General features: G+C 72.0%; 26 protein-coding genes and 1 pseudogene. 15 read left to right on the top strand and 12 right to left on the bottom strand.

Annotated features, from left to right (window positions below; genetic code table 11):
- Positions 1-283: 283 nt before the first annotated feature.
- The gene (locus CLM62_RS28580; RefSeq protein ID WP_095752790.1) at positions 284-898 is read right to left on the bottom strand and encodes a dihydrofolate reductase family protein; all 615 of its coding nucleotides are present in this window, start codon (positions 896-898) and stop codon (positions 284-286) included.
- Between the two features lie 168 nt (positions 899-1,066).
- Entirely contained in the window at positions 1,067-1,702 is a 636-nt protein-coding gene (locus tag CLM62_RS28575) for a LysR substrate-binding domain-containing protein (protein ID WP_257004135.1), read from the bottom strand.
- Positions 1,703-2,005: 303 nt separating this feature from the next.
- Between CLM62_RS28575 and CLM62_RS28570 the strand changes: the two genes are divergently transcribed.
- The 6 genes from CLM62_RS28570 to CLM62_RS28545 all read left to right on the top strand — a co-directional run bounded on the left by CLM62_RS28570 (position 2,006) and on the right by CLM62_RS28545 (position 8,188).
- A complete protein-coding gene (locus CLM62_RS28570) occupies positions 2,006-3,133 on the top strand; it encodes an FAD-binding oxidoreductase (protein WP_257004134.1) in 1,128 nt (375 codons plus the stop codon).
- A 68-nt stretch (positions 3,134-3,201) separates the two neighbouring features.
- Positions 3,202-4,599, top strand: a complete 1,398-nt coding sequence (locus CLM62_RS28565; protein WP_095752788.1) for a 2-oxoadipate dioxygenase/decarboxylase family protein — start codon at positions 3,202-3,204, stop codon at positions 4,597-4,599.
- A complete protein-coding gene (locus tag CLM62_RS28560) occupies positions 4,596-6,125 on the top strand; it encodes an aldehyde dehydrogenase family protein (protein WP_095752787.1) in 1,530 nt (509 codons plus the stop codon). Before CLM62_RS28565 ends, CLM62_RS28560 begins: the two co-directional genes overlap by 4 nt.
- 105 nt (positions 6,126-6,230) lie before the next feature.
- On the top strand, positions 6,231-7,112 hold the full coding sequence (locus CLM62_RS28555) for a helix-turn-helix transcriptional regulator (protein ID WP_095752786.1): 882 nt from the start codon (positions 6,231-6,233) through the stop codon (positions 7,110-7,112).
- A gap of 31 nt (positions 7,113-7,143) precedes the next feature.
- The gene (locus CLM62_RS28550) at positions 7,144-7,371 is read left to right on the top strand and encodes a RidA family protein (RefSeq protein WP_095752785.1); all 228 of its coding nucleotides are present in this window, start codon (positions 7,144-7,146) and stop codon (positions 7,369-7,371) included.
- Between the two features lie 145 nt (positions 7,372-7,516).
- On the top strand, positions 7,517-8,188 hold the full coding sequence (locus CLM62_RS28545; protein WP_095752784.1) for a protein-L-isoaspartate(D-aspartate) O-methyltransferase: 672 nt from the start codon (positions 7,517-7,519) through the stop codon (positions 8,186-8,188).
- 14 nt (positions 8,189-8,202) lie between these two features.
- Here the strand turns inward: CLM62_RS28545 and CLM62_RS28540 are convergent, their stop codons facing one another.
- The 6 genes from CLM62_RS28540 to CLM62_RS28515 form a co-directional block, all read right to left on the bottom strand.
- Positions 8,203-8,964: a PP2C family serine/threonine-protein phosphatase gene (locus tag CLM62_RS28540; protein ID WP_095752783.1), complete on the bottom strand. Its 762-nt coding sequence runs from the start codon at positions 8,962-8,964 to the stop codon at positions 8,203-8,205.
- Between the two features lie 139 nt (positions 8,965-9,103).
- Complete coding sequence (locus tag CLM62_RS28535; RefSeq protein ID WP_095752782.1) at positions 9,104-9,901, bottom strand: VOC family protein; 798 nt, start codon at positions 9,899-9,901, stop codon at positions 9,104-9,106.
- Positions 9,902-10,099: 198 nt separating this feature from the next.
- Positions 10,100-10,498: an SseB family protein gene (locus CLM62_RS28530; protein ID WP_095752781.1), complete on the bottom strand. Its 399-nt coding sequence runs from the start codon at positions 10,496-10,498 to the stop codon at positions 10,100-10,102.
- Between the two features lie 133 nt (positions 10,499-10,631).
- The gene (locus CLM62_RS28525) at positions 10,632-11,663 is read right to left on the bottom strand and encodes an NAD(P)/FAD-dependent oxidoreductase (RefSeq protein ID WP_095752780.1); all 1,032 of its coding nucleotides are present in this window, start codon (positions 11,661-11,663) and stop codon (positions 10,632-10,634) included.
- A complete protein-coding gene (locus CLM62_RS28520) occupies positions 11,660-12,175 on the bottom strand; it encodes an isoprenylcysteine carboxyl methyltransferase family protein (RefSeq protein ID WP_095752807.1) in 516 nt (171 codons plus the stop codon). Before CLM62_RS28520 ends, CLM62_RS28525 begins: the two co-directional genes overlap by 4 nt.
- A 9-nt stretch (positions 12,176-12,184) precedes the next feature.
- A complete protein-coding gene (locus CLM62_RS28515) occupies positions 12,185-13,396 on the bottom strand; it encodes a 3-oxoacyl-[acyl-carrier-protein] synthase III C-terminal domain-containing protein (protein WP_179382262.1) in 1,212 nt (403 codons plus the stop codon).
- A gap of 100 nt (positions 13,397-13,496) precedes the next feature.
- Between CLM62_RS28515 and CLM62_RS28510 the strand changes: the two genes are divergently transcribed.
- From CLM62_RS28510 to CLM62_RS28495, 4 genes are all read left to right on the top strand, one after another.
- Complete coding sequence (locus tag CLM62_RS28510; RefSeq protein WP_257004139.1) at positions 13,497-14,303, top strand: UbiA family prenyltransferase; 807 nt, start codon at positions 13,497-13,499, stop codon at positions 14,301-14,303.
- A 186-nt stretch (positions 14,304-14,489) separates the two neighbouring features.
- Positions 14,490-15,455, top strand: coding sequence for a D-2-hydroxyacid dehydrogenase family protein (locus tag CLM62_RS28505; RefSeq protein WP_095752777.1), 966 nt, complete (start codon positions 14,490-14,492; stop codon positions 15,453-15,455).
- An 89-nt stretch (positions 15,456-15,544) separates the two neighbouring features.
- Positions 15,545-16,126, top strand: coding sequence for a TetR/AcrR family transcriptional regulator (locus CLM62_RS28500; RefSeq protein ID WP_095752776.1), 582 nt, complete (start codon positions 15,545-15,547; stop codon positions 16,124-16,126).
- A 10-nt stretch (positions 16,127-16,136) separates the two neighbouring features.
- Positions 16,137-17,324 carry a GDSL-type esterase/lipase family protein gene (locus CLM62_RS28495; RefSeq protein ID WP_095752775.1) on the top strand — a complete coding sequence of 396 codons (1,188 nt, stop codon included), beginning with the start codon at positions 16,137-16,139 and terminating at the stop codon, positions 17,322-17,324.
- A gap of 23 nt (positions 17,325-17,347) precedes the next feature.
- Here the strand turns inward: CLM62_RS28495 and CLM62_RS28490 are convergent, their stop codons facing one another.
- Complete coding sequence (locus CLM62_RS28490) at positions 17,348-18,202, bottom strand: LysR family transcriptional regulator (RefSeq protein ID WP_095752774.1); 855 nt, start codon at positions 18,200-18,202, stop codon at positions 17,348-17,350.
- A gap of 68 nt (positions 18,203-18,270) precedes the next feature.
- On the opposite strand from CLM62_RS28490, the gene CLM62_RS28485 reads away from it, so the two are divergent.
- The 5 genes from CLM62_RS28485 (at position 18,271) to CLM62_RS28465 (ending at position 23,491) form a co-directional block, all read left to right on the top strand.
- Entirely contained in the window at positions 18,271-19,170 is a 900-nt protein-coding gene (locus CLM62_RS28485) for a DMT family transporter (protein ID WP_095752773.1), read from the top strand.
- Positions 19,171-19,317: 147 nt separating this feature from the next.
- Complete coding sequence (locus CLM62_RS28480; protein ID WP_373559194.1) at positions 19,318-20,799, top strand: family 43 glycosylhydrolase; 1,482 nt, start codon at positions 19,318-19,320, stop codon at positions 20,797-20,799.
- A 66-nt stretch (positions 20,800-20,865) separates the two neighbouring features.
- Positions 20,866-22,290 (top strand): family 43 glycosylhydrolase, encoded by a 1,425-nt coding sequence (locus CLM62_RS28475; RefSeq protein ID WP_095752772.1) that lies wholly within the window; start codon positions 20,866-20,868, stop codon positions 22,288-22,290.
- A 53-nt stretch (positions 22,291-22,343) separates the two neighbouring features.
- Positions 22,344-23,240: a polysaccharide pyruvyl transferase family protein gene (locus CLM62_RS28470; protein WP_095752771.1), complete on the top strand. Its 897-nt coding sequence runs from the start codon at positions 22,344-22,346 to the stop codon at positions 23,238-23,240.
- Between the two features lie 50 nt (positions 23,241-23,290).
- Entirely contained in the window at positions 23,291-23,491 is a 201-nt protein-coding gene (locus CLM62_RS28465) for a hypothetical protein (protein WP_095752805.1), read from the top strand.
- A gap of 39 nt (positions 23,492-23,530) precedes the next feature.
- On the opposite strand, the gene CLM62_RS28460 is transcribed toward CLM62_RS28465, so the two are convergent.
- The 3 genes and pseudogenes from CLM62_RS28460 to CLM62_RS28450 form a co-directional block, all read right to left on the bottom strand.
- On the bottom strand, positions 23,531-24,427 hold the full coding sequence (locus CLM62_RS28460; RefSeq protein WP_095752770.1) for a glycosyltransferase family 2 protein: 897 nt from the start codon (positions 24,425-24,427) through the stop codon (positions 23,531-23,533).
- On the bottom strand, positions 24,424-25,290 hold the full coding sequence (locus CLM62_RS28455; RefSeq protein WP_179382261.1) for a glycosyltransferase: 867 nt from the start codon (positions 25,288-25,290) through the stop codon (positions 24,424-24,426). The genes CLM62_RS28460 and CLM62_RS28455 overlap by 4 nt, the downstream gene beginning before the upstream one ends.
- Positions 25,291-25,304: 14 nt before the next feature.
- A pseudogene (locus CLM62_RS28450) lies at positions 25,305-25,515 on the bottom strand (hypothetical protein); the annotation flags it as partial.

Genomic DNA, 25,515 nt, shown 5'->3' with positions numbered 1-25,515 from the left:
GCATCGGAAAGGTACTTGATGCTTCAAGAGAGCAGGCCGTCTTCAATGTGCCTGTATCGCGGGGAAGTTGAGGAGAGGGTGTGCGCGGGAGTTTTGTGTGCCGCGGGATTCAGCCGTCCGCCTTGATCTTCTTCATGGTGAGGTGGGATTCGAGGCGCAGGGCGGCGGGCAGGGGTCTTCGCCCACTGAGGATCCCGTACGACGCCGTCCCCCTCCGCCGGCCCCAGCGGCGAGCGCCTGTTGAACGTCCCCATCCGCCGGGGCCGGCTTCATCCGTGCCGGGTCACTTCACGAAGCGGTACTTCAGGTGGGTGGCGAGGGGCGTGTCGACCACCCTGACCGGTTCGAGGTTCCGCCGCCCGGCGCCCAGTCCCTCGAAGAGCCGCAGTCCGTCTCCGAGGAGCGCGGGCACCACGTGCAGCTGCAGTTCGTCGATGAGGCCCTCCCGGAGGTACTGCCGCACCGTGCTCGCCCCGCCCGCGATGTCGACGTTCCTGTCCCCGGCGGCGGCCTTCGCCTGGTCGAGGGCGCTGTGGATGCCGTCGGTGACGAAGGTGAAGGTGGTGCCGCCCTCCTTGACCAGGGTCGGCCGGGGGCGGTGGGTGAGCACGAAGACCGGGGCCCTGAACGGCGGGTTGTCGCCCCAGAACTCCTCGCCCGTGTCGTACATCATCCGGCCCATGACCACCGCTCCGGTGGCGTCGAACCACTCGCGCATCAGCTCGGAGTCGCGGTTCTCCTCCCCGCCGGTCATGCCCTGGCGCTCCCGCCAGCTCGCCAGGTTGTGGATCCACTCGAAGAGCGGCTCGGCGCCGTCGCCTCCCGGGTTGTCGAGGGAGACGTCGGTGCCGGCGACGTAGCCGTCGAGGGAGATGGCCATATCCGCGGTTACGGTCACGATGGGGTGCTCCTGAAGTCCTGGGATGTGCTGCCTTCACTCTTACGTCGATCGGGAGGCAGCGCATTCGACTGCGCCGGGCAGTGCCCGCGGACGAGCCGTTTCTGCTCCCGGTCCAGCCGCATGGCGGGCGGCACGGATGCGACGGCAGGGCGAGCAGCGCCTGTTCTATGTCGGCGTACCGCGCCGGGTTCCTGCCACCGCCCGCAGGACGTCGACCAGCGCGGCCACCGTGGGCCGGTGCTCGGCGAAAGAGCGGAACACCACGACGATGTGCGGCTCGACCGTCTCGCGCAGTCGCACCACGTCGAAGTGCGAGGCGCGCAGCCTGAGCATCAGGTCCGTCACGGTGCTGACCCCGATGCCCGACTCGACCAGCGCCGGCGTGGCCGCGGTGTCCGTCACCTCGTGCTGGACATCGGGTTCGATGCCGACCCGTCGGCAGGCGGTGCGCACGGCGCGGCCGTAGTAGCTGTCGGGCGATGGCAGGATCCACCCCAGGTTACGGGTGTCGGACAGGGCGACCTCTTCGCGGCCGTCCAACCACCCGGTGGGCACCGCCAGGGAGAACCGCTCCCGGTAGAGCTGCGTCACCCGCAGGGCCGGATCGCGGGGGATGGGCACATCGGGGTGGTCCAGGCCGAGCGCCAGGTCCACCGCGCCGGAGGCGACGGCGTCGTACACCTCGTCCACGTCCATGTCCCGGCTGTGCACGGCGAGTCGCGGGTGGGCCTCGCGCACTCGCCGCAGGGCCGGCGGCAGGATCTCGGCGGCGGCCGTGGCGAACAGACCCACCACCAGCACGCCTGAGATCTCGCCCGGCTGCGCTCCAGCGCCTCGACGGCTTCGGCCTCCGTGGACAGGATCCGCTCGGCATGCATGGACGTCAAAGGTCGGAGTGCGCCACGATGACGGGCAGAAAGCTGATCAGCGTCTCGCACTCACTGACAGCCCGAGCCACGCCCCCGAGTCGAAGTCTCCTCGGCTCTCGCGTCGGCCTATGGAAGGGACGGCCTGTTGTCCTCCTCATCCACTCTCCGCTCCGTCTCATCCACTCTCCGCTCCGTCTCATCCACTCTCCGCTCCGTTCCGCCGACCGCGGATGTCGTGATCATCGGCGGTGGCGTGATGGGTGCCAGTGCCGCGTTCCATCTCGCCGAGGCGGGGGTGAGCGACATCGTCGTGGTCGAGCGCGGCGACCTGGCCTGCGGCAGCTCGGGCAAACCGATCGGCGGAGTACGCGCCCAGTTCTCCGACCCGCTCAACATCGAACTCGGCAGCCGAAGCCTGCGCGCCTACCTGGACTTCCCGCACCGCCCCGGCGCGGACATCCGCCTCGACACCGTCGGCTACCTCTTCCTGCTCACCACCGACCGGCAGGCCGCGGACTTCGAGGCCGGCGTCAGGACCCAGAACGCACTGGACGTCCCCACCCGCATGATCACCCCGGACGAGGCCCGCGCCTTGTGTCCCTACGTCGACACCGACGGACTCGTGGCCGCCGCCTACTCGCCCACCGACGGCCACGCCCGCCCCGGCCTGGTCGTGCGCGGATACGCCGACGCCGCCGCCCGAGCCGGCGTCACCTTCGCCACGCACACCACCGTGTCCGGCATCGACACGGCCGGCGACCGGGTAACCGCCGTCCACACCGGCCGCGGCCGCATCGCCTGCTCCACCGTCATCTGTGCGGCGGGCGCCTGGTCCGGGCAGATCGGCGACATGGTCGGCATCGACCTCCCGGTCAGGCCGGTACGCCGCCAACTCGCCTTCACCGAACCGCTTTCGCCCCCGGCGCCCCGCATCCCCTTCACCATCGACTTCGCCTCGTCGGCCTACTTCCACAACAGCGACGACGGCCTCCTGTTCGGCCTGGCCGACCCCGACCAGCCCGACGGCTTCGACACCACCTGGACCCCTCAGTGGCTCGACCTGTTCCGGAACGCCGTACGGCGACGGGCCCCCGAACTGGCCGGCATGAAGACCGTCGGCGGCTGGGCCGGCCTGTACGAGGTCACCCCCGACCACAACGCCCTCATCGGACGCTCCGGCGAGCTCGGCAACTTCCTGTACGCCACCGGATTCTCCGGCCACGGCTTCCTGCAGGGCCCCGCCGTCGGCGAGATCCTGCGCGACCTCTGCCTGGACCGCGAACCGTTCGTCGACATCTCCCCGCTCAGCGCCGACCGCTTCCGGGCGGGAGCCGAAGTCCGCCCCGAAGCCCATGTGGTGTGAAAACCCCGAACACCCCGGACACCCAGAACTCCGCTGCTGAGCCCCCTGTTCGAGAGGCAGGCCCTTCCATGATCAGCCAGTGGCAGCTGCGTGCCGCCTTCGCCGCCCGGCTCTCCGACATGTACGGCCGGGAGGTCCCCGCCTACACCACGCTCGTGGACGTCTCCCGCGAGGTCAACGAGGACGTCCTGCGCGCCCGGGGCGCCGACGCCGAACGGCTCGGCTCCATCAGCCGGGTGACCGCGGAACGGCACGGCGCCATCCGCGTCGGCACCCCCGCCGAACTGCGGCAGGTCGCCCGCGTCTTCGGCGCCCTGGGCATGCACCCGGTCGGCTTCTACGACCTGCGGGAAGCCGCCTCCAGCGCGGTGCCCGTGGTGTCGACCGCGTTCCGTCCCGTCGACGGCGAGGAACTGGCCCGCAACCCCTTCCGGGTCTTCACCTCCATGCTCACCCCGGCGGACCCGCGGTTCTTCGACGCCGACCTGCGCTCCCGCCTGGAGACGTTCCTCGCCACCCGCGAGTTGTTCCCGCCGGAGCTGCTCGCGCTGGCCGACCGGGCGGAGGCCGAGCGTGAACTGCCCGAGAAGGAGGCCGAACGCTTCCTCCAACTCGCCGTCGACGCCATCGAGTTGTCGACCGAGCCGATCGACAAGGCCTGGTACGAGACCCTGGAGCGGGTTTCCGCCGTCGCCGCGGACATCGGCGGCGTGCGCAGCACCCACATCAACCACCTCACCCCGCGCGTCCTGGACATCGACGACCTCTACCGTCGTATGACCGAGCGCGGCATCGAGATGATCGACACCGTCCAGGGGCCTCCCAGGTGGAAGGGCCCCGACCTGCTGCTGCGCCAGACGTCCTTCCGGGCCCTCGCCGAACCCCGTGCCCTGCGCCTCGCGGACGGCAGCGTCACCCGCGGAGCCCTTCGCGTGCGCTTCGGCGAGGTCGAAGCCCGCGGCATCGCCGTGACCCGTGCGGGCCGCGCGCTCTACGACCGCCTGCTCTCCCTCGTCGACGAGCAGGCGGCCCTGCGTCCCGGAGCCGACCGGGCCGAACTCGCGCGCACCCTGTGGGCGGAAAACGTCCCGGGCACCGAACGCGACCTCGCCGCCCAGGGGTTGGCGTACTTCACCTACCACGTCGCGCCCGACCGGCCGCGAGGCGGCAGCCGCCCACCCGCAGCCCTCAGCGACCTGGTGGCACAGGGCTGGGTACGGGCCGAGCCCATCGTCTACGAGGATTTCCTGCCCCGCTCGGCGGCCGGCATCTTCCAGTCCAACCTCAGCGACGCGGGCTCCCGGGACAACGACCAGCAGGGCACCGCCTACGACAGCGACTGGCTCTCCGGCGCCATCGAGCGAGACGTCCTGGACCCCTTCGCCCTGTACGAACGGCAGCAGAACGACTCCCTCGCCCAGGTCGCCGGGGAACTGCACCTCACCACCCTCAAGGGAGCATCATGACCAGCACCGCCCTGCCCACCACCGAGGACCTGCGCGCCCGTGCCCGAACGAGCCTTCAGCGCATCGGCGTGACCGTCCCGGAAGGCACCGGCCTCCAGTCCCGTACGCCCATCACCGGCGAGAACCTCTTCGGCCTGACCGCAGCGACCGACGCCGACGCCGAGGAGGCCGTCGCCGCCACCCGCGAGGCGTTCCTCGCCTGGCGCACCACGCCGGCGCCCCGCCGCGGCGAACTGGTGCGCCGCCTCGGCGAGTTGCTGCGCGAGCACAAGAGCGACCTGGCCGACCTGATCACCATCGAAGCGGGCAAGATCCGCTCGGAAGCGCTCGGCGAGGTCCAGGAGATGATCGACATCTGCGACTTCGCGGTCGGTCTGTCCCGCCAGCTCTACGGCCGCACGATCGCCTCCGAGCGCCCCGGCCACCGCCTGGCCGAGACCTGGCACCCCCTGGGTGTGGTCGGTGTCATCTCCGCGTTCAACTTCCCCGCCGCCGTGTGGTCGTGGAACACCGCCGTGGCCCTGGCCTGCGGCGACACCGTGATCTGGAAGCCCTCGGAGCTCACCCCGCTGATCTCCCTGGCCTGTGAGCGGTTGCTGGCCCAGGGGGCAGAGGAGGTCGGCGCGCCCCGCGACGTGCACCGACTGCTGCTCGGCGACCGCGTCATCGGCGAGAAGCTGGTGGACGACCCGCGCGTCGCGCTCGTCAGCGCCACCGGCTCCACCCGCATGGGCCGCGAGGTCGGCCCCCGGGTCGCGGCCCGCTTCGGCCGCAGCCTGCTGGAGCTCGGCGGCAACAACGCCGCCGTCGTCGCCCCCTCGGCCGACCTCGACCTCGCCGTGCAGGGCATCGTGTTCGCCGCCGCCGGTACGGCGGGACAGCGCTGCACCACGTTGCGGCGTCTGATCGTCCACCGCGACATCGCGGACACGCTCGTCGCGCGCCTGACGGCCGCGTACGCCCAACTCCCCATCGGCGACCCGTTCGACGAGGGCACTTTGGTCGGACCCCTCATCTCCACGACCGCTCTCGACGCCATGCGGGACGCGGTCGCCCGCGCGCAGGCACAGGGCGGCAAGGTCCTCGCGGGCGGCAACCGGCGCCTGGCCGACTCGGCACCCCGGGCCGCCTACGTCGAGCCGGTCATCGTCCGCGTCGACGAACAGACCGACGTGGTCCGGGAGGAGACCTTCGCCCCCATCCTCTACGTCCTGACCTACGACACCTTCGAGGAGGCCATCGCCCTGCACAACGACGTCCCGCAGGGCCTGTCCTCCAGCATCTTCACCCGCGACCAGCAGGAAGCCGAACGCTTCCTGTCCGCCGAGGGCTCCGACTGCGGCATCGCCAACGTCAACATCGGTACCTCCGGAGCGGAGATCGGCGGCGCCTTCGGTGGTGAGAAGGAGACCGGCGGTGGCCGCGAGTCCGGCTCGGACGCCTGGCGCGCCTACATGCGCCCGGCCACCAACACCATCAACTACTCCGGCCGGCTCGCGCTCGCGCAGAACGTCAGTTTCCTGTAGGCGTTCGACGGCTGTCAGAGGCCGCTGGGTTCGCAGGCCGGTCCGTGCCCGGGTACACCTCACAGGGGCACCCAGGAACGGACCGTGGCGCCTACGCTCGCAGTCATGGAGCTGGAGAGCCTCGGGGCCTATCTCAAGACCCGCCGCGACCGGGTCACGCCCGGCGACGTCGGACTGCGCACGTACGGCGCCGCCCGCCGTGTACCGGGCCTGCGCCGTGAGGAGCTCGCCCAGCTCGCCGGTGTGAGCGCCGGCTACTACACGCGGCTGGAGCAAGGTCAGGCCGGTACGGCCTCCCGGCAGGTCCTGGACGCGCTCGCAGGCGTGCTCCGGCTCGATCCGGCCGAGACAGCCCACCTGCACAACCTCGCCCGTCAGCCCACGACGTCACGCCTGGTGCGTCCTCGCCCGGAAAGGCCACACCCACGGGTACTGGCGCTCCTGAAGTCCCTGGGTGAAACCACACCGGCCGTCGTGCTCGGCCGCCGCGGCGACGTGCTGGCCTGGAACCGCACCGGACATGCCCTCGTCGCAGAACACGTCGGCTTCGACGCGCCCCACGATCTGGCACGACGGCCGTCCATCCCCCGGATGTTCTTCCTCGACTCGCTTACCCGCGACCTGCACCGAAACTGGGATGAACTGGCCCGCACTCATGTCGCCTACCTGCGGCTCACCGCGGGCAGGTACCCCACCGACGCCCGGCTGGCCGAATTGATCGGCGAACTCGCCATGCGCTGCGGCGACTTCGCCGCGCTATGGGCCAAAGGCGACGTCGCGGACTGCACCGTGGGCACCATGTGGCTGCAACACCCGACCGTCGGAAGGGTCGACGTCGACTACCAGGTGTGGCTCCAGCCCGACAGCCCCGACCACCGGCTCGAGGTCTATACACCCAACGACAGCGCCTCGGCCGACGCGCTGCGACTGTTGGCGAACCAGGTCGCCGATCAACAGGAACCTGAGGTCGCCACCGCGATGCCGTAAGAACCCTCGACCACGGACACAAGGAGATCTCATGGCTGTTTCGCTCATCAACCCGGACGGGCATGTCCGAGTCCCGATCTACCACCATGTGGCGGTGGCGACGGGGAGCAGACAGGTCCACATCGCGGGACAGGTCGCCTGGGGCGAGAACGGCGGCCTCGTGGCACCGGGCGACCTCGCCGGACAAGTTGCCCAGGTCTATCGCAACGTCGCCAAAGCACTCGACGCGGCAGGGGCGACCTTTCACGACGTCCGTTGACACGGTGGCATGACCCGGCCGGGACCTGGTCCCGGCGCGGCGTGCCGAGTATCCGGACCATGACTCACGCGGGTACGCAACCGAGCACGAGATTGACGGCATGATCCGCCCGACAGGCCTAGCCTGACAGTGTGGTGAGCCTCCCATGAGCTCCGGACCCAAGGAGCCCGAGGATCTCGTGCGGGCCCTCAGAGCCGCCGGGATCCGGGACGAGCGGCTGCTCGAGGCCGTGCGGACGACGCCCCGGGCGCACTTCGTCCCGGCCGGTCAGGTGGCCGCCGCCTACCGGGACGTACCCGTTCCGATCGGGCAGGGGCAGGTCACCACCCAACCGTCGCTGTCCGCCATGATGATCGAGAGCCTGGGGCTGGAAGGGCGCGAGCACGTCCTCGAGGTCGGTACCGGTCTCGGCTTCCAGACCGCGCTGCTCGCCCGGCTGGCCGCCGACGTGGTCAGCATCGAGATGCGGCCGGACCTCGCCCGGCAGGCACGCGGCAACCTCACGCTGCATGGCGTGCGGAACGTGGAGCTGCGGGTCGGCGACGGCAGTGGCGGCGTGCCGGAGCGCGCGCCGTACGACGCGGTCATCGTGTCGGCCGCCTTCCCGGACGTGCCCGCGCCGCTGATCGCGCAGGTGCGGCCGTCCGGCCGCCTGGTTCAGCCGATCGGGCCGGGCGGGCACGAGCAGGTGGTGTGCTTCGTGCGCACCGCCTCGGGGCTGGAGCGGCGGCGGGTCCTGACCGCGGCCCGCTTCGTCCGGCTGCACGGACGGTACGGCTATCCGCAGAACGATGCGGATCGTCCCCGAGGGACCTGAGGGAGCTGAGGGACCTACTCGTCCCCGACCTCCTCCCCGACGCGTACGACCGCCAGCGTGATGTTGTCGGGGCCGCCCGCCGCGATGGCGGACTTCCACAGTTCGAAGGCCGCCCGGCCGTCGTCGTACTCCCGCATCACCTCCTCGAGCACGTCCTCCGTCAGCGGGTCGGTCAGACCGTCGGTGCAGATCAGGTAGCGGTCGCCGGGCGCCAAAGGCGCGGCCGTCACATGGGGAAGGACGGCGCGGTAGCCGGGGCTGCCGCCCAGGCACTGGGTGACGATGGACGTGGTGCGCTGCCCGGGTGCGAGCGGAGGGCTGTCGTCGACGCTGACCTGGCGCAGCCCGTCGCCGGAGGCCGCGAAGACCCGGCTGTCGCCCACGTTGAACGCCAGCAGGGAGTCAGGCTGTACCACGACTCCGGCGACCGTCGTCCCCATCGTGGCGAGATCGCCTCCCGCATCGCCGCCGGCGGCCTCGTACACGGCGCGGTTGCAGGCGTTGAGGGCGTCGCGGACAGCGTCCTCGCTGCTCAGTGCGGGGCCGGTCGATGCGAGCCGGCGGACGACCAGGGCGCTGGCCACCTCGCCGCCGGGATGCCCGCCGAGCCCGTCGGCGACGGCGACGACGAGGGGTGTGCCGAGCGGGAAGACCAGGGTCTGCGGATTCTCGGTCACGGTGGCGCACAGCGTCCACGGTCCGACGACGAGGCTGTCCTCGTTCCGGTCGCGGAGCAGCCCGGGATGGCTGAGCGCACTCACAGCGACGTACGGCATGGAGCGCCACCGCCTTCCCGCACCGGACGCACCGCCGGGCCGGCCTCCGCTCCCAGTCTAGGAACGGCGGCAACCGGCATACCAGCGGGCGCCGGCGACGACCGCCGTGCCCGCACGTCCGGCAAGGCAGAGGGCGGGCTCAGCTCTCGGTCGGGGTGAGCACCACGAAGTCCGCCTGAGACGGGTCGAGGCAGACGGCCAGGCGGCCGACGCCCTCCGCGTCCTGCGGTCCCATCTGCACGCTGCCGCCGTTCTGGGTGACCTGGGCGACCGCGGCGTCGCAGTCGGTGACATTGAAGACCGGGTGCCAGTACGGCCGCCCGCCCGCGAGGGCGAGGTTCTCCTTGGGGAGCTCCATGAGGCCGCCCTGCATGCGCTCCTCGGGAAGCCCGGCGGGGGTGATGAGGGTGTACGTGCCCCCACCGCCCGGCAGCTCCATGTCGCTGAACTGCCAGTCGAAGACACCGCCGTAGAACTCCCTGGCCGCCGCGGCGTCGCTCGTGTACAGCTCGGTCCAGGACAGCGAGCCCGGCTTGTCCGCCAGCTCGAAGCCCGCGTTCTTCCCCGGCTGCCAGACGGCGAACTGGCCCCCCAGCGGGTCGCTGTACTGCGCCATCCGGCCCCAGTCGTCGAGGTCTCTCGGCGCCACCCGCACCGTGCCGCCCGCGCGCTCCACGGCCTGGGTCGTGGCGTCCGCGTCGGTGACGGTGAAGTAGATCATCCAGGCCGAGCGCGCGCCCTCCTCGGTGAGCTTGCCGAGCCCGGCGACGGTCTTGCCGTCCTTCCGGAACATCCCGCCCTCCATGTCCTCCCCCTCGCCCATGGACTCGTACTCCCAGCCGAGCACCGCGCCGTAGAAGGCCGCGGCCGCTCGGACGTCGGGGGCACCGAGGTCGAGCCAACAGGGGGAGCCGGGAGTGAGGTCAGTGGTGATCACGGCGATTCCCTTTCGCAGGTCCTGTGTGAAATCAGCGTGACACCTGGCACTGACAATCGCGCGTCGGCCGATTCGCGGTGTGGGCCGGCGGTGTGGCCCGAGTGCCGACTGGAATGTCCGTCGCGCGAGGGGGTACTCAGACGATCTCCTCGGGATCGCGCAGGGCGACCCGTGGGCGTCGCAACAGGGGCTTCGGGATCAGATGTCGTCGCGGTCGAGCAGTTCCTTGACGCCGCGGGCCGTGAGCGCCAGTTCCTCCGGCGTGCCGGCATCGATGACCAGGGACAGTTGCTCCGACGGCCAGCCATGGGCGAGCGCGCCCAGCAGCGCGCTGCGATGACGGCCGACCCGCGGCATCGCCTCTTCCATGCGCGTCTGTGTGGTGAAGACCGGCACCACCTCGGTGCCGTCGTCGAGTTCGTAGACGGGCAGGCTGATCGCCTTGGGATCCGGGCCGACCGCGTCCATGTTGGCGGGCAGCAGCACCTCGCTGCCGGCCAGCGTACGCAGCGCCGCGTCGTCCGCTCCCTGCTCGACGACCACGCGCAGGGCCTGCTGGACGGCGGAGGCGCCGCTGTCGGAAAGGGGGTCAGTCATGGGATGTCCAATCGCTGTGCGGAACGCATGTCTCCTGTCGGAGTCCGGGTACCGGCTACCCAGGACTACGGTCGGCATGTGCGCCGCCTTGATCACGTGTGCTGTGGCGCTTCCGGTGGCGGCCGGCCACGTCTCATGCCAGGGCGTTCACCGCCGCCGCGAAGAGGCGTGGCAGGCGGGCGGCGGTGGGCATGATGTGCGGGGCGAGTGCGGGCTGCTGACGGGCCCTCACCAGGACGTCCGTCAGGAGGCGGTGGCGGCGGGTCGCACGGCTCCAGTCGGTCTCGTAGCGGCTCGGAGTGCCGCGGCGCACGTTGGCGACCAAGGCTTCGGCGCCGGTGAGGGCGAGGGAGACGCCCTCACCGGTCAGCGCGTCGACGTATCCGGCGGCGTCGCCGACGAGCAGGACCCGCCCGTGGGCGCGGGTACGGGCTCTCTGGCGGAGCGGTCCCGCGCCTCGCACCGGGGTGACGGCCGTTTCCGGGGGGAGGCGGGCCGCCAGTTCGGGGAAGCCGTCCAGTTGGGTGGTGAAGGGGGCTCGCCGGGCCGTGAGCAGGGCGATGCCGACGAGTGCGGGGCCGAGCGGGGTGACGTACGCCTCCGCGTGCGCGCCCCAGTGCACCTCGACGTAGGGAGACCAGGGGGGCACCGCGTAGTGCTGGCGCAGCCCGTACCTGGGTGCGCCCCGGGTCTTCACCTCCAGGCCGAGGGAACGGCGCACGGGTGAGTGCAGGCCGTCCGCGGCGACCAGCCACCGGGCGCGCAGCCCCGTGCCGGGGACGGTCACGCCCGTGGTGTCCTGCCGTACGTCCTCCACCCGCAGGGGCAGTACGGGCACCCCCGCGTCCAGGACGGCCCGGTGCAGGGCGCTGTGCAGGTCGGTGCGGCGCGCGCCGAGGCCGGGGCCGTGCCGGAACGCGGCCTGGACCTGGCGGGAGCCCTGGATGTAGCGGATGCCGGTGAGGGGGTGGCCGGGGACCTCCAGGCCGAGAGCGGCGAGGGCCCGGACGGCTCCGGGCATCAGGCCCTCACCGCACGCCTTGTCGACCGGCGGCCGGCGTGGCTCGGCGATGACGGTGTCGAGACCGGCGCGCGCGGCGTGCAGGGCGGTGGCGAGGCCGGCGGGTCCGCCTCCGACGATCAGCAGGTCGTGGCCACGGCTCACGCGGGCACCGCTTGGGTGAGGGCCGCGTTCTCGCAGCGGACACGGACCGCGAGCAGCACCGCGTTGGCGACGCTGAACACCGTCGCGGTCAGCCACGCGGAGTGCACCAGGGGCAGGGCGGCGACCTCCACGACGACCACGACGTAGTTGGGGTGGCGCAGGAAACGGTAGGGTCCGGCGCCGACCAGGCGCGCTCCGGGGACGACGATGACCCGGGTGTTCCAGTACGGCCCGAGTGTGGTGATGCACCACCAGCGCAGGGCCTGGGCCAGTACGGCGAGCGCCAGCATGGGCCACCCCAGAGCGGGCAGGAACGGCCGGTCGGCGAGCACGGGTTCGAGCAGGCAGCACCCGAGCAGGCCCGTGTGCAGGGCGACCATGACCGGGTAGTGGCCACGGCCGTGCTCCACACCGGCACGGGCGAGGGTCCAGGCGGCGTTGCGGCGGGCGACGACGAGTTCGGCGACGCGTTCGGCGGCGACGGCGAGGACGAGAAGCGTGTACCAGGGCATGAGGACCACTCACCAGCGCAGCAGGACGAGTTCGGAACAGAATCCCGGGCCCATCGCCATGAGCAGCCCCCACGTGCCGGGGTGGGGCGGACGGGATTCCCGGATGCTCTGCAGAATGTGCAGGACGGAGACGGAGGACATGTTCCCCACCGCCGCGAGGGAGCGCCGCGCGGAGTCGAGGGCGTCGGCGGGCAGGCCGAGGGCGTCGGTGACGGCGGACAGGACCCTGGGGCCTCCCGGATGGCACACCCATGTCCCGATGTCGTCGGTGGTGAGGCCGTGTTCCGCCAGGAAGGCGCGCAGATGCCGGCCGAAGTGGTCCCGCACGATGCCGGGAACACCGGCATCGATCACGACGCGGAATCCGCCGGCGCCGATGTTCCACCCCAGGAGCTGTTCGGTGTCCGGATACAGGCGGCTGCGCGTGGCGACCACCGAGGGCCCGGCCGCGCCCGGCCCGGCGCGACCGCTGTCGCTCCCTCCACCGCTCCCGCCGCCGCTTCCATCGCCGCTTCCGCGTGCTCCGCGTGCGACGAGCGCTGCCGCACCGTCGCCGAACAGGGCGCCGGCGACGAGGTTGGCGCGGGAGTCGTCACGCCGCTGGAGCGTCAGGGAGCAGAGTTCGACGGTGAGCAGGACAGCGGTGTCGTCGGGGTGCCCGCGCAGGTAGTCGTGCACCCGGGCGAGGCCGGCGGCGCCCGCCACACAGCCCAGGCCGAACACCGGAAGCCTTTTGACGTCGGGCCGCAGCCCCATGCGCCCGGCCAGCCGTGCGTCGAGCGACGGGGCGGCGACGCCGGTGATGGAGGCGCACACCAGCAGGTCAACGTCGGACGGCTGGAGCCCCGCCTCCTTCAACGCGCCGGTGAGGGCTTCCTCGCCCAGTTCGAGGCCCGCCGCCATCCACGCGTCATTGCTCTGCCCGAAGTCGCCGAGACCGGCGTACCGCTCGATCGGCAGGGCGAGATGCCGCGTGCGCACACCGGCGGACGCGTGCAGGCGGCGCAGCACGGCGCGGTCCGCCCCCGGGGGCAGGCACAGGTCGCCGATCGGCTCGGTGAGGTCGTCCTGGCCGTAACGGTGCGGGGGCAGCGCGGTGTGGACGGCGGCGATCGTGGTCGGCGCGGCGGGCAGGGGCGTCCGGCGCGGGGCGGTGGGCGGGGAGGGAGACGGGGCCAGGGACGGGGACGAAGCAGGGTCGACGATCATGGGGACACGCATGTCGGTAATGCCTTCCTCGCCCTGGACGCCGGATTACCTTGCACACGTGTCTCTCCACCCGTCCGGGGTTCTCTCGCGTACGACACACCGTGTCCCGGTGTTGCTCCGTTCCTGCCACCTGGAGCCGGCGATCGCCGTGACGGTGTTCGTGACCGCCCTGGCCGTGGCGGCGGGCCGCGGGGTGGCGGGGTCGGCGGCGGTGGCCGCGGCCGTGCTGGCCGGCCAGCTCTCGATCGGCTGGTGCAACGACGCGGCCGACGCGCAGCGCGACACGGCCTGCGGGCGCCGCGACAAGCCCGTGGCCACCGGCGAACTCCCGCCCCGGGCGGCGGCTGTCGCGGCCGGGACGGCCCTGGGGCTGTGCGTGCCGCTGTCACTGCTGAGCGGCGCCGTCGCGGGAACGGCACACCTGGGCATGGTGGCCGCGGGCTGGGCCTACAACCTGCGGTTGAAGCACACGGTGCTCTCACCGCTGCCCTATGCCGCGGCGTTCGGCGCGCTGCCGGCCTTCGTCACCCTCGGTCTGCCGTCGCCGTCCTGGCCCGCTTGGTGGGCGGTGACGGCGGGGGCGCTGCTGGGTGTGGGGGCGCACCTGTTGAACGTCCTTCCGGACATCGAGAACGATCTCGCGACCGGCGTGCGCGGCCTGCCGCAGCGGCTGGGCCGTACGGCCTGCCGGTGGCTGGCTCCGTTCGTGATGCTGGCGGCCGTGGGCGTGGTCGTCGCAGGGCCGCCCGGGCCGGTGGAGATCCCGGACCGGTTGCTGGCGGCGGTGGCCGGTACTGTCGCCGTGGCGGGTACGGCGGTGCCGTCCGGGGACCGGAGCCGGTGGCCGTTCCGGGCGGCGATCGCGGTGGCCGGCATGGCCGTGGCGCAGCTCCTGCTACGGGGCTCGGACATGGCCTGATCCCTGCCCCGTACGACGCGGCCACGCCGGGTGTCAGCTCCGTCATGCGGGGGATGATCGGGGAGCTGCTCGCCCAGCAGTACACCGCGCCCGTACCGGAGAGGACCGAAAGCACGTGATCATCGAGACCCCCACCCCCGAAGCCGCGTCCGGCGGCACCACGCACCGCGAGGGGAGCGAGCCGGCATGACCCTGCGGTGCGCCGTACTCGACGACTACCAGGGCGCCGCCCTCACGCACGCGGACTGGACACCGCTCACGGGGAAGGTGGACATACGCGTCCTGCGGGAGCACCTCACCGACCGGGAGAAGCTGGTCGACGCGCTCGCCGACTGCGACATCGTCGTGATCATGCGGGAGCGGACGCCCTTCGACGCGGACCTGCTGCGTCGCCTGCCGCGGCTGCGGCTGCTCGTCACCACGGGCATGCGCAACGCCTCCATCGATCTGGCGGCAGCCGCTGCCGCGGGCGTGACCGTCTGCGGCACGGCCAGCAGCAGCACCCCGCCGCTGGAGCTGACCTGGGCTCTGATCCTGGGCCTGGCACGGCAGTTGACGGTCGAGAACCGGGCCCTGCGGGAGAACGGACCGTGGCAGTCCACGGTGGGCCAGGACCTGCACGGCCGGACGCTGGGGCTGCTCGGCCTCGGCAAGATCGGCAGCCGTATGGCGCGCGTCGGCGCGGCGTTCGGCATGGAGGTCCTCGCCTGGAGCCAGCACCTCACCGCCGAGCGCGCCGCCGCCGAGGGAGCCCAACTGGCCGACAGCAAGGAGGACTTGCTGCGGCGCAGTGACTTCGTGTCGATCCACCTCGTGCTGTCCGAGCGCACCCGCGGTCTGCTCGGCGAGGCGGAACTACGTGCCATGAAGCCCAGCGCCTACCTGGTCAACACGTCCCGCGCCGGGATCGTCGACCGGGCGGCGCTGCTGCACGCCTTGCGCGAGGGCCGGATCGCCGGGGCCGGCCTCGACGTCTTCGAGACCGAACCACTCCCCGCCGACGACCCCCTGCGTTCCCTGCCGAACGTCCTGGCCACGCCCCACCTCGGCTACGTCACCGAGTCCAACTACCGCACCTACTACGGCGAGGTGGTGGAGGACATCTCCGCCTTCCTCGCCGGGGAACCGGTCCGGGTGCTGCGAGCGGGCTGATCACGGGGCCGGCTTCTTAAACTCGATGGCAATTCGCCTAAAGGGGTTAGGTAATTGCATAATCGAGTAGGCCGAGCGGGAGGAACGGTATGGCGCGCGCAGGACTCACCACGGAACGCCTGACCAGGGCGGGTGCGGAACTGGCCGACGAGGTCGGCTTCGACCAGGTGACCGTCTCCGCGCTCGCCCGCCGGTTCGACGTCAAGGTCGCGAGCCTGTACTCGCACGTGAAGAACTCCCAGGACCTCAAGACCCGGATCGCCCTGCTCGCCCTGGAGGAGCTCGCCGACCGGGGCGCCGCGGCGCTGGCCGGGCGGGCCGGCAAGGACGCCCTGGCCGCCTTGGCGAACGTCTACCGCGACTACGCCCGCGAGCACCCCGGCCGCTACGCCGCGGCCCAGCTGAGACTCGACCCGGAGGCGGCCGCCGCCGGCGCCGGCGGCAGACACGCCCGGATGACGCGGGCGATCCTGCGCGGCTACGACCTGACGGAGCCGGACCAGACGCATGCGGTACGGCTCCTGGGCAGCGTCTTCCACGGCTACGTCAGCCTGGAGATGGGGGGCGGGTTCAGTCACAGCGCCCCCGACTCGCAGGAGAGCTGGTCACGGATCCTGGACGCCCTCGACGCCTTGCTGCGGAACTGGCCCGCACCCCTCCACAACCCCTGAGGCCGACACCATGCACACCCCCAAACACGACTGGACGACCACACCCATCACCGCCGACCTCCTGCGCGGCGCCCTCGACCTGGAGCACACCGAGCGCGGCGTGCTGCCGCACCGGCTACCCGCCTGGGCCCGCGCGCAGTACGCCGACGGACAACTGGCCATGGCCGAGTCCCAGCCCTCCGGCGTACGGCTGGTCTTCCGCACCCGGGCCACCGCCGTCGAACTGGACACACGGCCCACCAAGCGCGTCTACGTCGGCGCCCCGCCCCGCCCGGACGGTGTGTACGACCTGCTCGTCGACGGTCGTCCGACCGGCCGGGCCAGCGTGGCCGGCGGCAACGCCCAGACCATCGACATGACCACCGGTACCGCCGAGTTGCAGCCCGGCCCGGTCGGCACCCTCCGCTTCACCGACCTGCCGGACGACGTCAAGGACGTCGAGATCTGGCTGCCGCACAACGAGACCACCGAACTCGTCGCCCTGCGCACCGACGCCCCCGTCGAGCCCGCACCGGACCATGGCCGCAGGGTGTGGCTGCACCACGGCAGCTCGATCAGCCACGGCTCGGACGCCGCCAGTCCCACCACCACCTGGCCCGCGCTCGCCGCCTCACTCGGCGGTGTGGAACTGATCAACCTGGGCCTGGGCGGCAGCGCCCTGCTCGACCCGTTCACCGCCCGCACCCTGCGGGACACCCCTGCTGACCTGATCAGCGTCAAGATCGGAATCAACCTGGTCAACAGCGACCTGATGCGTCTGCGCGCCTTCACCCCCGCCGTCCACGGCTTCCTCGACACCATCCGCGAAGGCCACCCCACCACCCCGCTGTTGGTCGTCTCCCCCATCCTGTGCCCCATCCACGAGGACACGCCCGGACCGAGCGCCCCGGACCTCACCTCCCTCAGCACCGGCCACCTCCGGTTCCGGGCCATGGGCGATCCGGCCGAACGCGCGGCCGGCAAACTGACCCTGGGCGTCATACGGGACGAGCTCACCCGGATCGTGGCGCAGCGCGCGGCCGAGGACCCGCACCTGCACCACCTCGACGGCCGCGAGCTCTACGGCGAGGCCGACTCCGCCGAACTGCCGCTGCCCGACCAGCTCCACCCGGACGCCGCCACCCACCGCCGCATCGGCGAACGCTTCGCCGAATTGGCCTTCGCCGGCAACGGCGCCTTCACGGACCACGGCGTCTGAAACACCCCCTGGAAAGGGGGCAATCAGCCGGCGCGGTAGAGCGTGGTGAGCAGTTCGATCACGGACTGGGTGGCGGGGTGGGCGTCGTCGCGCCACCAGGCGAGGCGTACGGCGATGGGCTCGGCGTCGCGGACCGGCCGGTAGACGATGCCGGGGCGCGGGTACTGGTGGGCGGTGGCCTCCGCCGTCACGCCGACGTACCGGCCGGTCGAGATCAGGGTGAGCCAGTCGTCGACGTCGTGCGTCTCCTCTGTCTCGGGGCGGGCGTCCGGCGGCCACAGTTCGGGAGTCGTGGTGCCGGTCCGCCGGTCGATCAGCAGGGTGCGTCCGGCGAGGTCGGCGAGCCGCACCGAGCGGCGCCTGGCCAGGAGGTCGTCGGTGGCCAGGGCGCACAGCCGCCGTTCCAGTCCGACGATGGCGGAGTCGAACCGCCGGTCCTCCAGCGGTCTGCGCAGCACCGCGAGGTCGCAGGCGCCCTCCGCGAGGCCGGCGGTGGCGGAGTTGACGCGGACCAGGTGCAGGTCGGTCTCGGGGTGGGCCTCGGCCCAGCCGCGCTGGAAGGCCGGGGTGTGGCGGCCGAGCGCCGACCAGGCGTAGCCGATCCGCAGCCGGGTGTGCCCCGAGGTGGCCTCCCGGACCAGGTCGTCCACCTCGCCGAGCACCCGCCTGGCCTGCGCCAGCACCCGCAGGCCGGTCGCGGTGGGCGTGACCTCGCGGGAGGTGCGGCGCAACAGCCGTACACCCAGGGCACGTTCGAGCGAGGCCAGGGTGCGGGAGACGGCGGCCTGGGAGACGCCGAGCGCGATGGCCGCGTCGGTGAAGCTGCCCTCGTCGACGATCGCGACGAGACAGCGCAACTGCCGGAGCTCCACATCCATGAGCCAAGCGTATAGATCGCGGAGCGGACGCATTTTGCGTATACGTCTGGCGGTCGCACGATCAGCGTATGAGAGCCGCACCCGCCTCGGCACCCGTGAACGCCACCGCCGCCCCCGCAGGCACCCCGGAGCCCGCCCGCGGGCGTCTCGCCGGTGTGGCCACGATGGTCGGCAGTGGCCTGTCCAACCAGACCGGCGCCGCGATCGGCTCCCTCGCCTTCCCGGTCCTCGGACCGGTCGGAGTCGTCGCGGTCCGCCAATACGTCGCCGCGCTCGTCCTGTTGGCCGTCGGGCGGCCCCAACTGCGGGCCTTCACCTGGCGGCAGTGGTGGCCGGTGCTGCTGCTCGGCGTGGTGTTCGGGACGATGAACCTGTCCCTGTACAGCGCCGTCGACCGCATCGGCCTGGGGCTCGCGGTGACCCTGGAGTTCCTCGGCCCACTCACCGTCGCCCTGGCCGCGACGCGCCGCCGGGTGGACCTGTGCTGTGCGCTGATCGCGGCGGCCGGGGTCGTCACCCTGATGCGTCCGCGCCCCTCGGCGGACTACGTCGGCATGGGCCTTGGCCTGCTCGCCGCCGCCTGCTGGGCGTCGTACATCCTGCTCAACCGCACGGTCGGCCGGCGCGTCCCCGGAGCCCAGGGGTCCGCCGCGGCCGCCGCGCTGTCCGCCCTGATGTTCCTGCCGGTCGGCGCGTTCCTCGTCCTGCGGCAGCCGCCGACCGCTCAGGCCGTCGGTTACGCGGTCGCCGCGGGGCTGCTCTCCTCGGCGGTGCCCTACCTGGCGGACCTGTTCACCCTGCGCCGCGTACCGGCCCAGGCCTTCGGCCTGTTCATGAGCGTCAATCCGGTCCTGGCCGCCGTGGTGGGCTGGATCGGCCTCGGTGAGGGCCTGGGGTGGACGGAGTGGGTGAGCATCGGCGCGATCGTCGTCGCGAACACGTTGAGCATCGCCACGCGGCGGACATGATCGGTCGACGCCACACGGCCACACGGCCGGACGATGCCGCGCGTGTAAAGCGCATGTGACGAAACCGTTGACGGGGGCATGCCGCCCACTTATCTTCTGACCGAATTCACGAACCACGTTCGAAACTACGGACAGGAGCGGTCTCGTATGCGCCGTATGCGCCGGATGCTCGTCTGCGTGTTCGCCGTACTCCTGGCGTTGGTGTCGACGACCCAGCCGGCCGCCGCGGCCGACGGCCGCCCCTACACCAACCCCCTCAAATCGACCAAGGGCGCCGACCCCTGGCTCGAGTACTACAACGGCGACTATTACCTGATCACCACGACGTTCACCGGCGTCCTCGGCATGCGCAAGTCGCCGACCCTGGCGGGCCTCGCCACCGCGCCCACCGTGCAGGTGTGGTCGGACACCACGTCGACGCGCAACACCAACATCTGGGCGCCGGAGATCCACTTCCTCGACGGCAAGTGGTACCTGTACTACTCCGCCGGCCAGAGCGGCGTCGCCTGCTGCGACTCCCAGCGCACGCACGTCCTGGAGAGTGCCGGCACCGACCCGATGGGCCCGTACACCTACAAGGGCTCGCTGACCGGGTCGAACCTCACGCCGGGCGGCTGGCTGATCGACGCGAGCATCCTGAAGGCGAACGGCCGGCTGTACCTGCTCGGCAGCGGCTTCGTGAACGGCGGCGCGCAGAGCCTGGTCATCGCGCCGATGAGCAATCCGTACACCCTGGCGAGCAGCGCCTTCACCGTCATCTCCAGTCCGACGCTGAGCTGGGAACGGTCGGGCTCCCCCGTCAACGAGGCCCCCGAGCCGCTCTACCACGACGGCCGCACCTTCCTGACGTACTCCGCGAGTTCCTGTCAGACGGCCGACTACAAGCTGGGCCAGCTGGAGCTCACCGGCTCGGATCCGCTCAACCCGGCGTCCTGGACGAAGAAGCAGACCCCGGTCTTCCAGCGCAGTGACGCCAGCGGCGTCTACGGCCCCGGCCACAACGGCTTCTTCACCTCACCGGACGGCACCGAGAACTGGATCGTCTACCACGCCAACTCCTCGGCGAACGGCGGCTGCGGCAACGCCCGGACCACCCGCGCCCAGGAGTTCACCTGGAACGCCGACGGCACCCCGAACTTCGGCACCCCCGTCGCCCTCGGCGGCACGCGTCCCGGCCCGTCCGGCGAGACGGCGGCGACTCCGACGTCGTACACCCTCGTCAACCGGGGCAGCGGCAAGTGCCTGGACGTCGAGGGCGGCAACACGGCCAACGGCACCAACGTCTTCCAGTGGACCTGCACCGGCGGCGCCAACCAGAAGTGGCGTATCGAGGACCTCGGCGACGACACCAGCCGACTGGTCAACGTCGGCACCGGCGGCGTCCTGGACGCGGCCGAGTGCTCCACCGCCGACGGCGCCGACCTGCGCCAGTGGTCCTGGCTGAACAACAAGTGCCAGCGCTACCGCCTCGTATACACAGCGACCGACGACCACGTCCGGATCGTCAACGAGAACAGCGGCAAGGTCGCCGACGTCGCGAACTGCGGTACCGCGAACGGCACCGACGTACGCCAGTGGTCGTGGCTGAACAACACCTGCCAGCAGTGGCGCCTCGTCCCCACGACCTGATCAACCCCCTCGCGCTGACCTTTGATCTGGAGAACTCCCTTGAGACGCAACGCCGTACGGCTCCTCATGGCCGTCCTCGTCGCCCTGGCGGCCTGTCTCGTCGGCCCCGGCACCACCACCGCTCAGGCCGCCGTGCCGGCGTCCCCCGCCGTGACGTACACCAACCCGATCGCGGAGAAGCGCGCCGACCCGCACATCTTCAAGCACACCGACGGCTACTACTACTTCACCGCGACCGTCCCCGAGTACGACCGCATCGTGCTGCGCCGGGCGACCACCATCCAGGGCCTGAAGACCGCCCCCGAGACGACGATCTGGACCAAGCACGCCAGCGGCGTGATGGGCGCGCACATCTGGGCGCCGGAGATCCACTTCATCGACGGCAAGTGGTACGTGTACTTCGCGGCCGGCGCCACCAACGACATCTGGGCGATCCGGATGTACGTCCTGGAGGGCACCGGAGCCAATCCGCTCACCGCGACCTGGGCCGAGAAGGGCCAGATCAGGACCACCTGGGAGAGCTTCTCCCTGGACGCCACCACCTTCGTCGTGAACGGCGTCCGCTACCTCTCCTGGGCCCAGCGCAACCCGGCCGAGAACAACAACACCAGCCTGTTCATCGCGAAGATGGCCAACCCCTGGACGATCCAGGGCACTGCGGCGGAGATCTCCCAGCCCACGCTGTCGTGGGAGACGGTCGGGTTCAAGGTCAACGAGGGCCCGGCGGTCATCCAGCACGGCGGCAAGGTCTTCATGTCGTACTCCGCCAGCGCCACCGACGCCAACTACTGCCTGGGGCTGCTGACGGCGTCCGCCTCCGCCGATCTGACCAACCCGGCCTCCTGGAGCAAGGGTTCGCAGCCGGTCTTCAAGAGCAGCGACGCGACCTCGCAGTACGGCCCGGGCCACAACTCCTTCACCGTCTCCGAGGACGGAAAGTCGGACATCCTCGTCTACCACGACCGCAGCTACAAGGACATCAGCGGCGACCCGCTCAACGACCCCAACCGCCGTACCCGCGTCCAGAAGCTGTACTGGAAGGCCGACGGCACGCCCGACTTCGGCATCCCGGTGGCCGACGGAATCACCCCGCAGCGCCTGTCGTCGTACAACTTCCCGGACCGGTTCGTCCGCCACTGGGAGTTCCGCGCCAAGATCGAGGCCAACGTCTCCCCGCTCGCGGACTCCCAGTTCCGCGTCGTCCCCGGCCTGGCCGGAAGCGGCACGGTGTCGCTGGAGTCGGCCAACTTCCCCGGCTACTACCTGCGGCACAAGAACTACGAGGTGTGGCTGGAGAAGAACGACGGCAGCACGCAGTTCGCGTCGGACGCGACCTTCCACAGGCGTGCGGGACTCTCCGACTCCGCCGGCGTCTCCTACGAGTCGTACAACGCATCCGGCCGCTACCTCCGCCACTACGAGTACCTGCTGTACGTCCAGACCCCGAGCACGGCGACCGACCGGGCGGACGCCACGTTCTACGGCCAGTGAGCTTCCCCGGGCGGGCCGGTGTCCCCGGCCCGCCCGGGGGAACCCGGCAGCGCATGAGGGTCCTGCTGACCGGGTGGTTCAGCTTCCGTGACGGGGAGGCGACCGCCGGTGACGTACTGGCGCTGCGGCGGGTCGAGGACGTGCTGGAGCGGGCCGGGATCCCGTACGAGGTGGTGTGGAGCCCGGGGTTCCGCCCGGGTGCGCCGCACCTGGACCAGGTCCGGCCCGAGGACTACTCGCATCTGGTGTTCGTGTGCGGGCCGCTGCACGGGCCGCAGGTCGAGGAGCTGCACCGGCGGTTCGCGCACTGCGTACGGATCGCCGTCGGCACCTCGGTGGTGGACTCCGGCACCGCGGCCGTCACCGGCTTCCACCGCGTGCTGGCGCGCGACGCCCCGGACGCGGAGCCGGGGCGGGACCTGTCGGCGCGTGCCCCGGCCGGCCCCGCACGGCCCGTGGTCGGGGTGATCCTCACGCACGGGCAGCACGAGTACGCGCGGCAGCGGCGGCACGGGCAGGTCGCCGACGAGGTGACCCGCTGGCTGGCAGGCCAGGACTGCGCCCGCCTGGAGCTGGACACCAGGCTCGACACGCGCGACTGGCGGCTGAGCGCCACGCCGGAGCAGCTGGAGTCCGTGCTGGCCCGGCTGGACCTCGTCGTCACGGACCGGCTGCACGGGCTGGTGCTGGCGCTGCGGGCCGGAATCCCGGCGCTGGCCGTGGACCCGGTCGTGGGCGGTGCGAAGGTGACGGCCCAGGCCCATGCTTGCGGCTGGCCCGCGCTGCTCCCCGCGGAAGGGCTCGACGCCGGCCGGCTGGGGACCTGGTGGGACTGGTGCCTGACCTCCGGCCCGGCTGCCGCCCGACGGATCCGCGCCGAGTTCCTGGCGGGAACGCGGCCCGACGGCGCGGATGCCCTGCCGGCCGCCCTGGGGTGGACGCAGGGCTGAGCGTTTGTCGCCGGGGGCCACGGGGACCCGGTCGCCAGGAGGTGATCGTCGTGCCCGAACCCGGAAGCAAGAAGTACGACACCCGGCGGGCGCGGCTGCGCAAGGACGCCGAACGGTCGGGCATCTCCGACCAGGACGCGAACGCGGCCGCCAACGAGTCCCTGCAACAGGATCCGGAATGGCGGAGCCGGGGTCCGCGCACAGAGCGCGGCCGAGGCCCGAAGGGCGAACGCCCGGAGAGCACCGACTGAGCTCGAAGGTCTGTGTTCAGCCCGTTTGAAGGTCCGGGTTCAGCCCGTGTAGCGGCGGGCGGTCGAGTGTCGCTGCGCGTCCTCCAGTGCGCGCAGGCGTGACTCGACCGCCGCCGGCACCACCCTGCGTTCGCGCAGCACCCACGGCAGGGCGGCCGCCGCCTCGGCGAAGGCGCGCAGGGACGCGGCGTCGCGCGGGACCGTGCGGGCCAGGTGCAGGGTGCGGCGGAGGGCGGGACCGGCCGGGCGGCGCAGCCAGGTGAACCAGAGCGTGTTGCGGATGCCGTGCGTGCGCCGGAGCGTGGAGTCCCGTACCTCGGACGGCTGGTGATGGACCGTCAGGTCCTCCGCGTACGTCAGCCACCAGCCGTCCGCCGCCAGGTCCACGGCGAGCAGCTCCTCCTCGCCGCCCAGCCACAGCCGCGGATGGAAGCCGCCGGCCGCCCGGAAGGCGTCGGTGCGCAGCACGGTCGCGGCGGCCAGGAAGGAACCCAGCGCCGGCCCGGGCAGCCAACCGGGGCGGGGCACGGGCGAGTTGCGCAGTTCTTCGTTGATCGGGTCTTCGACGCCATCCGGTTCGACGACGATACGGGCCGTGACGGAACCGAGCGCGGGATACCGGTCGAGGAGGTCGGCCGCCCCGGACAGCGCGCCGGGCGCCCACCACGAGTCGTCGTCGCAGAAGGCGACGTACGGCGTACGGACCTGGCGTACCGCCAGGTTGCGGCCGACCGCGCCGAGGTTGCGGCCGGGCCGCAGCAGCCGTACCTCCGGGTGGTGGTGGGCGACCGCGGCGGCGGTTCCGTCGGTGGAGGCGTTGTCGGTGACGAAGACGGGCGGCTTCTCAGGGAGTTCGGCGAGTCGGTCGAGGGTGCGCAGGAGTTCGGGGCACCGGTTGTGGGTGATGACGACGACGGTGGTGCGCGGGTCGGTCATGCTGTCGCTCCGTCGAGAAGGCGCGCGGCGCGCTCGACGTGCGGGGGCAGGGGGTGACGGGCGCCCACGGCGGCCGGGAGGCGGGCGAGGGCTTCGCGCAGGGCGCGGCGGGCGTGGGGATCCCGGCGGGCCTCGGCGGCCAGCTCGCCGGTGCGGGCCAGCGCGTACGGCAGGGGGCGGCGCAGCCAGGCGGTGAGCAGTTCGTTGCGGCGGACCACGGCCGGGCGGTGGGGGCGGGGCGTCGGGTCCGGGTGGTGGTGGGCGATCACCTCGGGGCAGTGAGTGACGCCCCAGCCGCGGGCGGCGAGGTCGTAGGCGAGGAGGGTCTCCTCGGCGCCGAAGAAGAGCAGCCGATGGTAGCCGCCCACGTCGAGGTAGGCGCTGCGGCGGGCGACCGCGGCGCAGCCGAGGAAACCGAGGACCTGGGTGCCGGGGAGGTCGGGGGCCGGGCCCAGAGGCGAGTCGGCGAGCAGGTCGTTGAGCGGGTCGGGGGTCTCGTCGGGGCCGACGAGGGTGCGGGCGGCGAGCAGGCCGAGCCGCGGGTGGACGTCGAACAGCCGGGCCGCCTCGCTCAGCGCGCCCGGCGCCCACCAGGAGTCGTCGTCGCTGAACGCCACGTAGGGGGTGCGCAGGGCGCGGACGCCGTGCGTGCGGGCGAGGGCGCCGCGGTTGAACGGGAGGGAGAGCACGCGGACTTGGGGGAAGTGGCGGGCGACCATGGCGCGGGTGTCGTCGGTGGAGGCGTTGTCCGCGACGAGGATCGTCGGGCGTTCGGGAAGGGCGGTGAGGTGGCGGAGGGATTCGGCGAGGGTGGCGGAGCGGTTGCGGGTGGCGATGACGATGCCGATGGGTGTGGGGTCCATGGGGCTGGGGCGATTCATAGGTGATCGACGGGCACGCGTCGGTCGGCGCCCCGGCTTGCGGGGTGGGCGGCGTCCGGCAGCCGGTCCAGGGCGTCGAGTACGTCGTCGGGGCGGATGCGCAGCAGGGCCGGGTCGGGGGTGCTGCCGTGCGGGTCGCCCTCCGGGCCCGGGTGCCACAGGGCGCGGTGGCGCGGATGTGCGGGCGGGCCCCAACGGCTGGGCGGG

Origin of the sequence: Streptomyces sp. SA15, assembly GCF_002291145.1 — a bacterium.
Classification (GTDB): Bacteria; Actinomycetota; Actinomycetes; order Streptomycetales; family Streptomycetaceae; genus Streptomyces.
The sequence above is the reverse complement of the archived record's forward strand: the minus strand, read 5'-3'. Positions and strand labels throughout refer to the sequence as shown.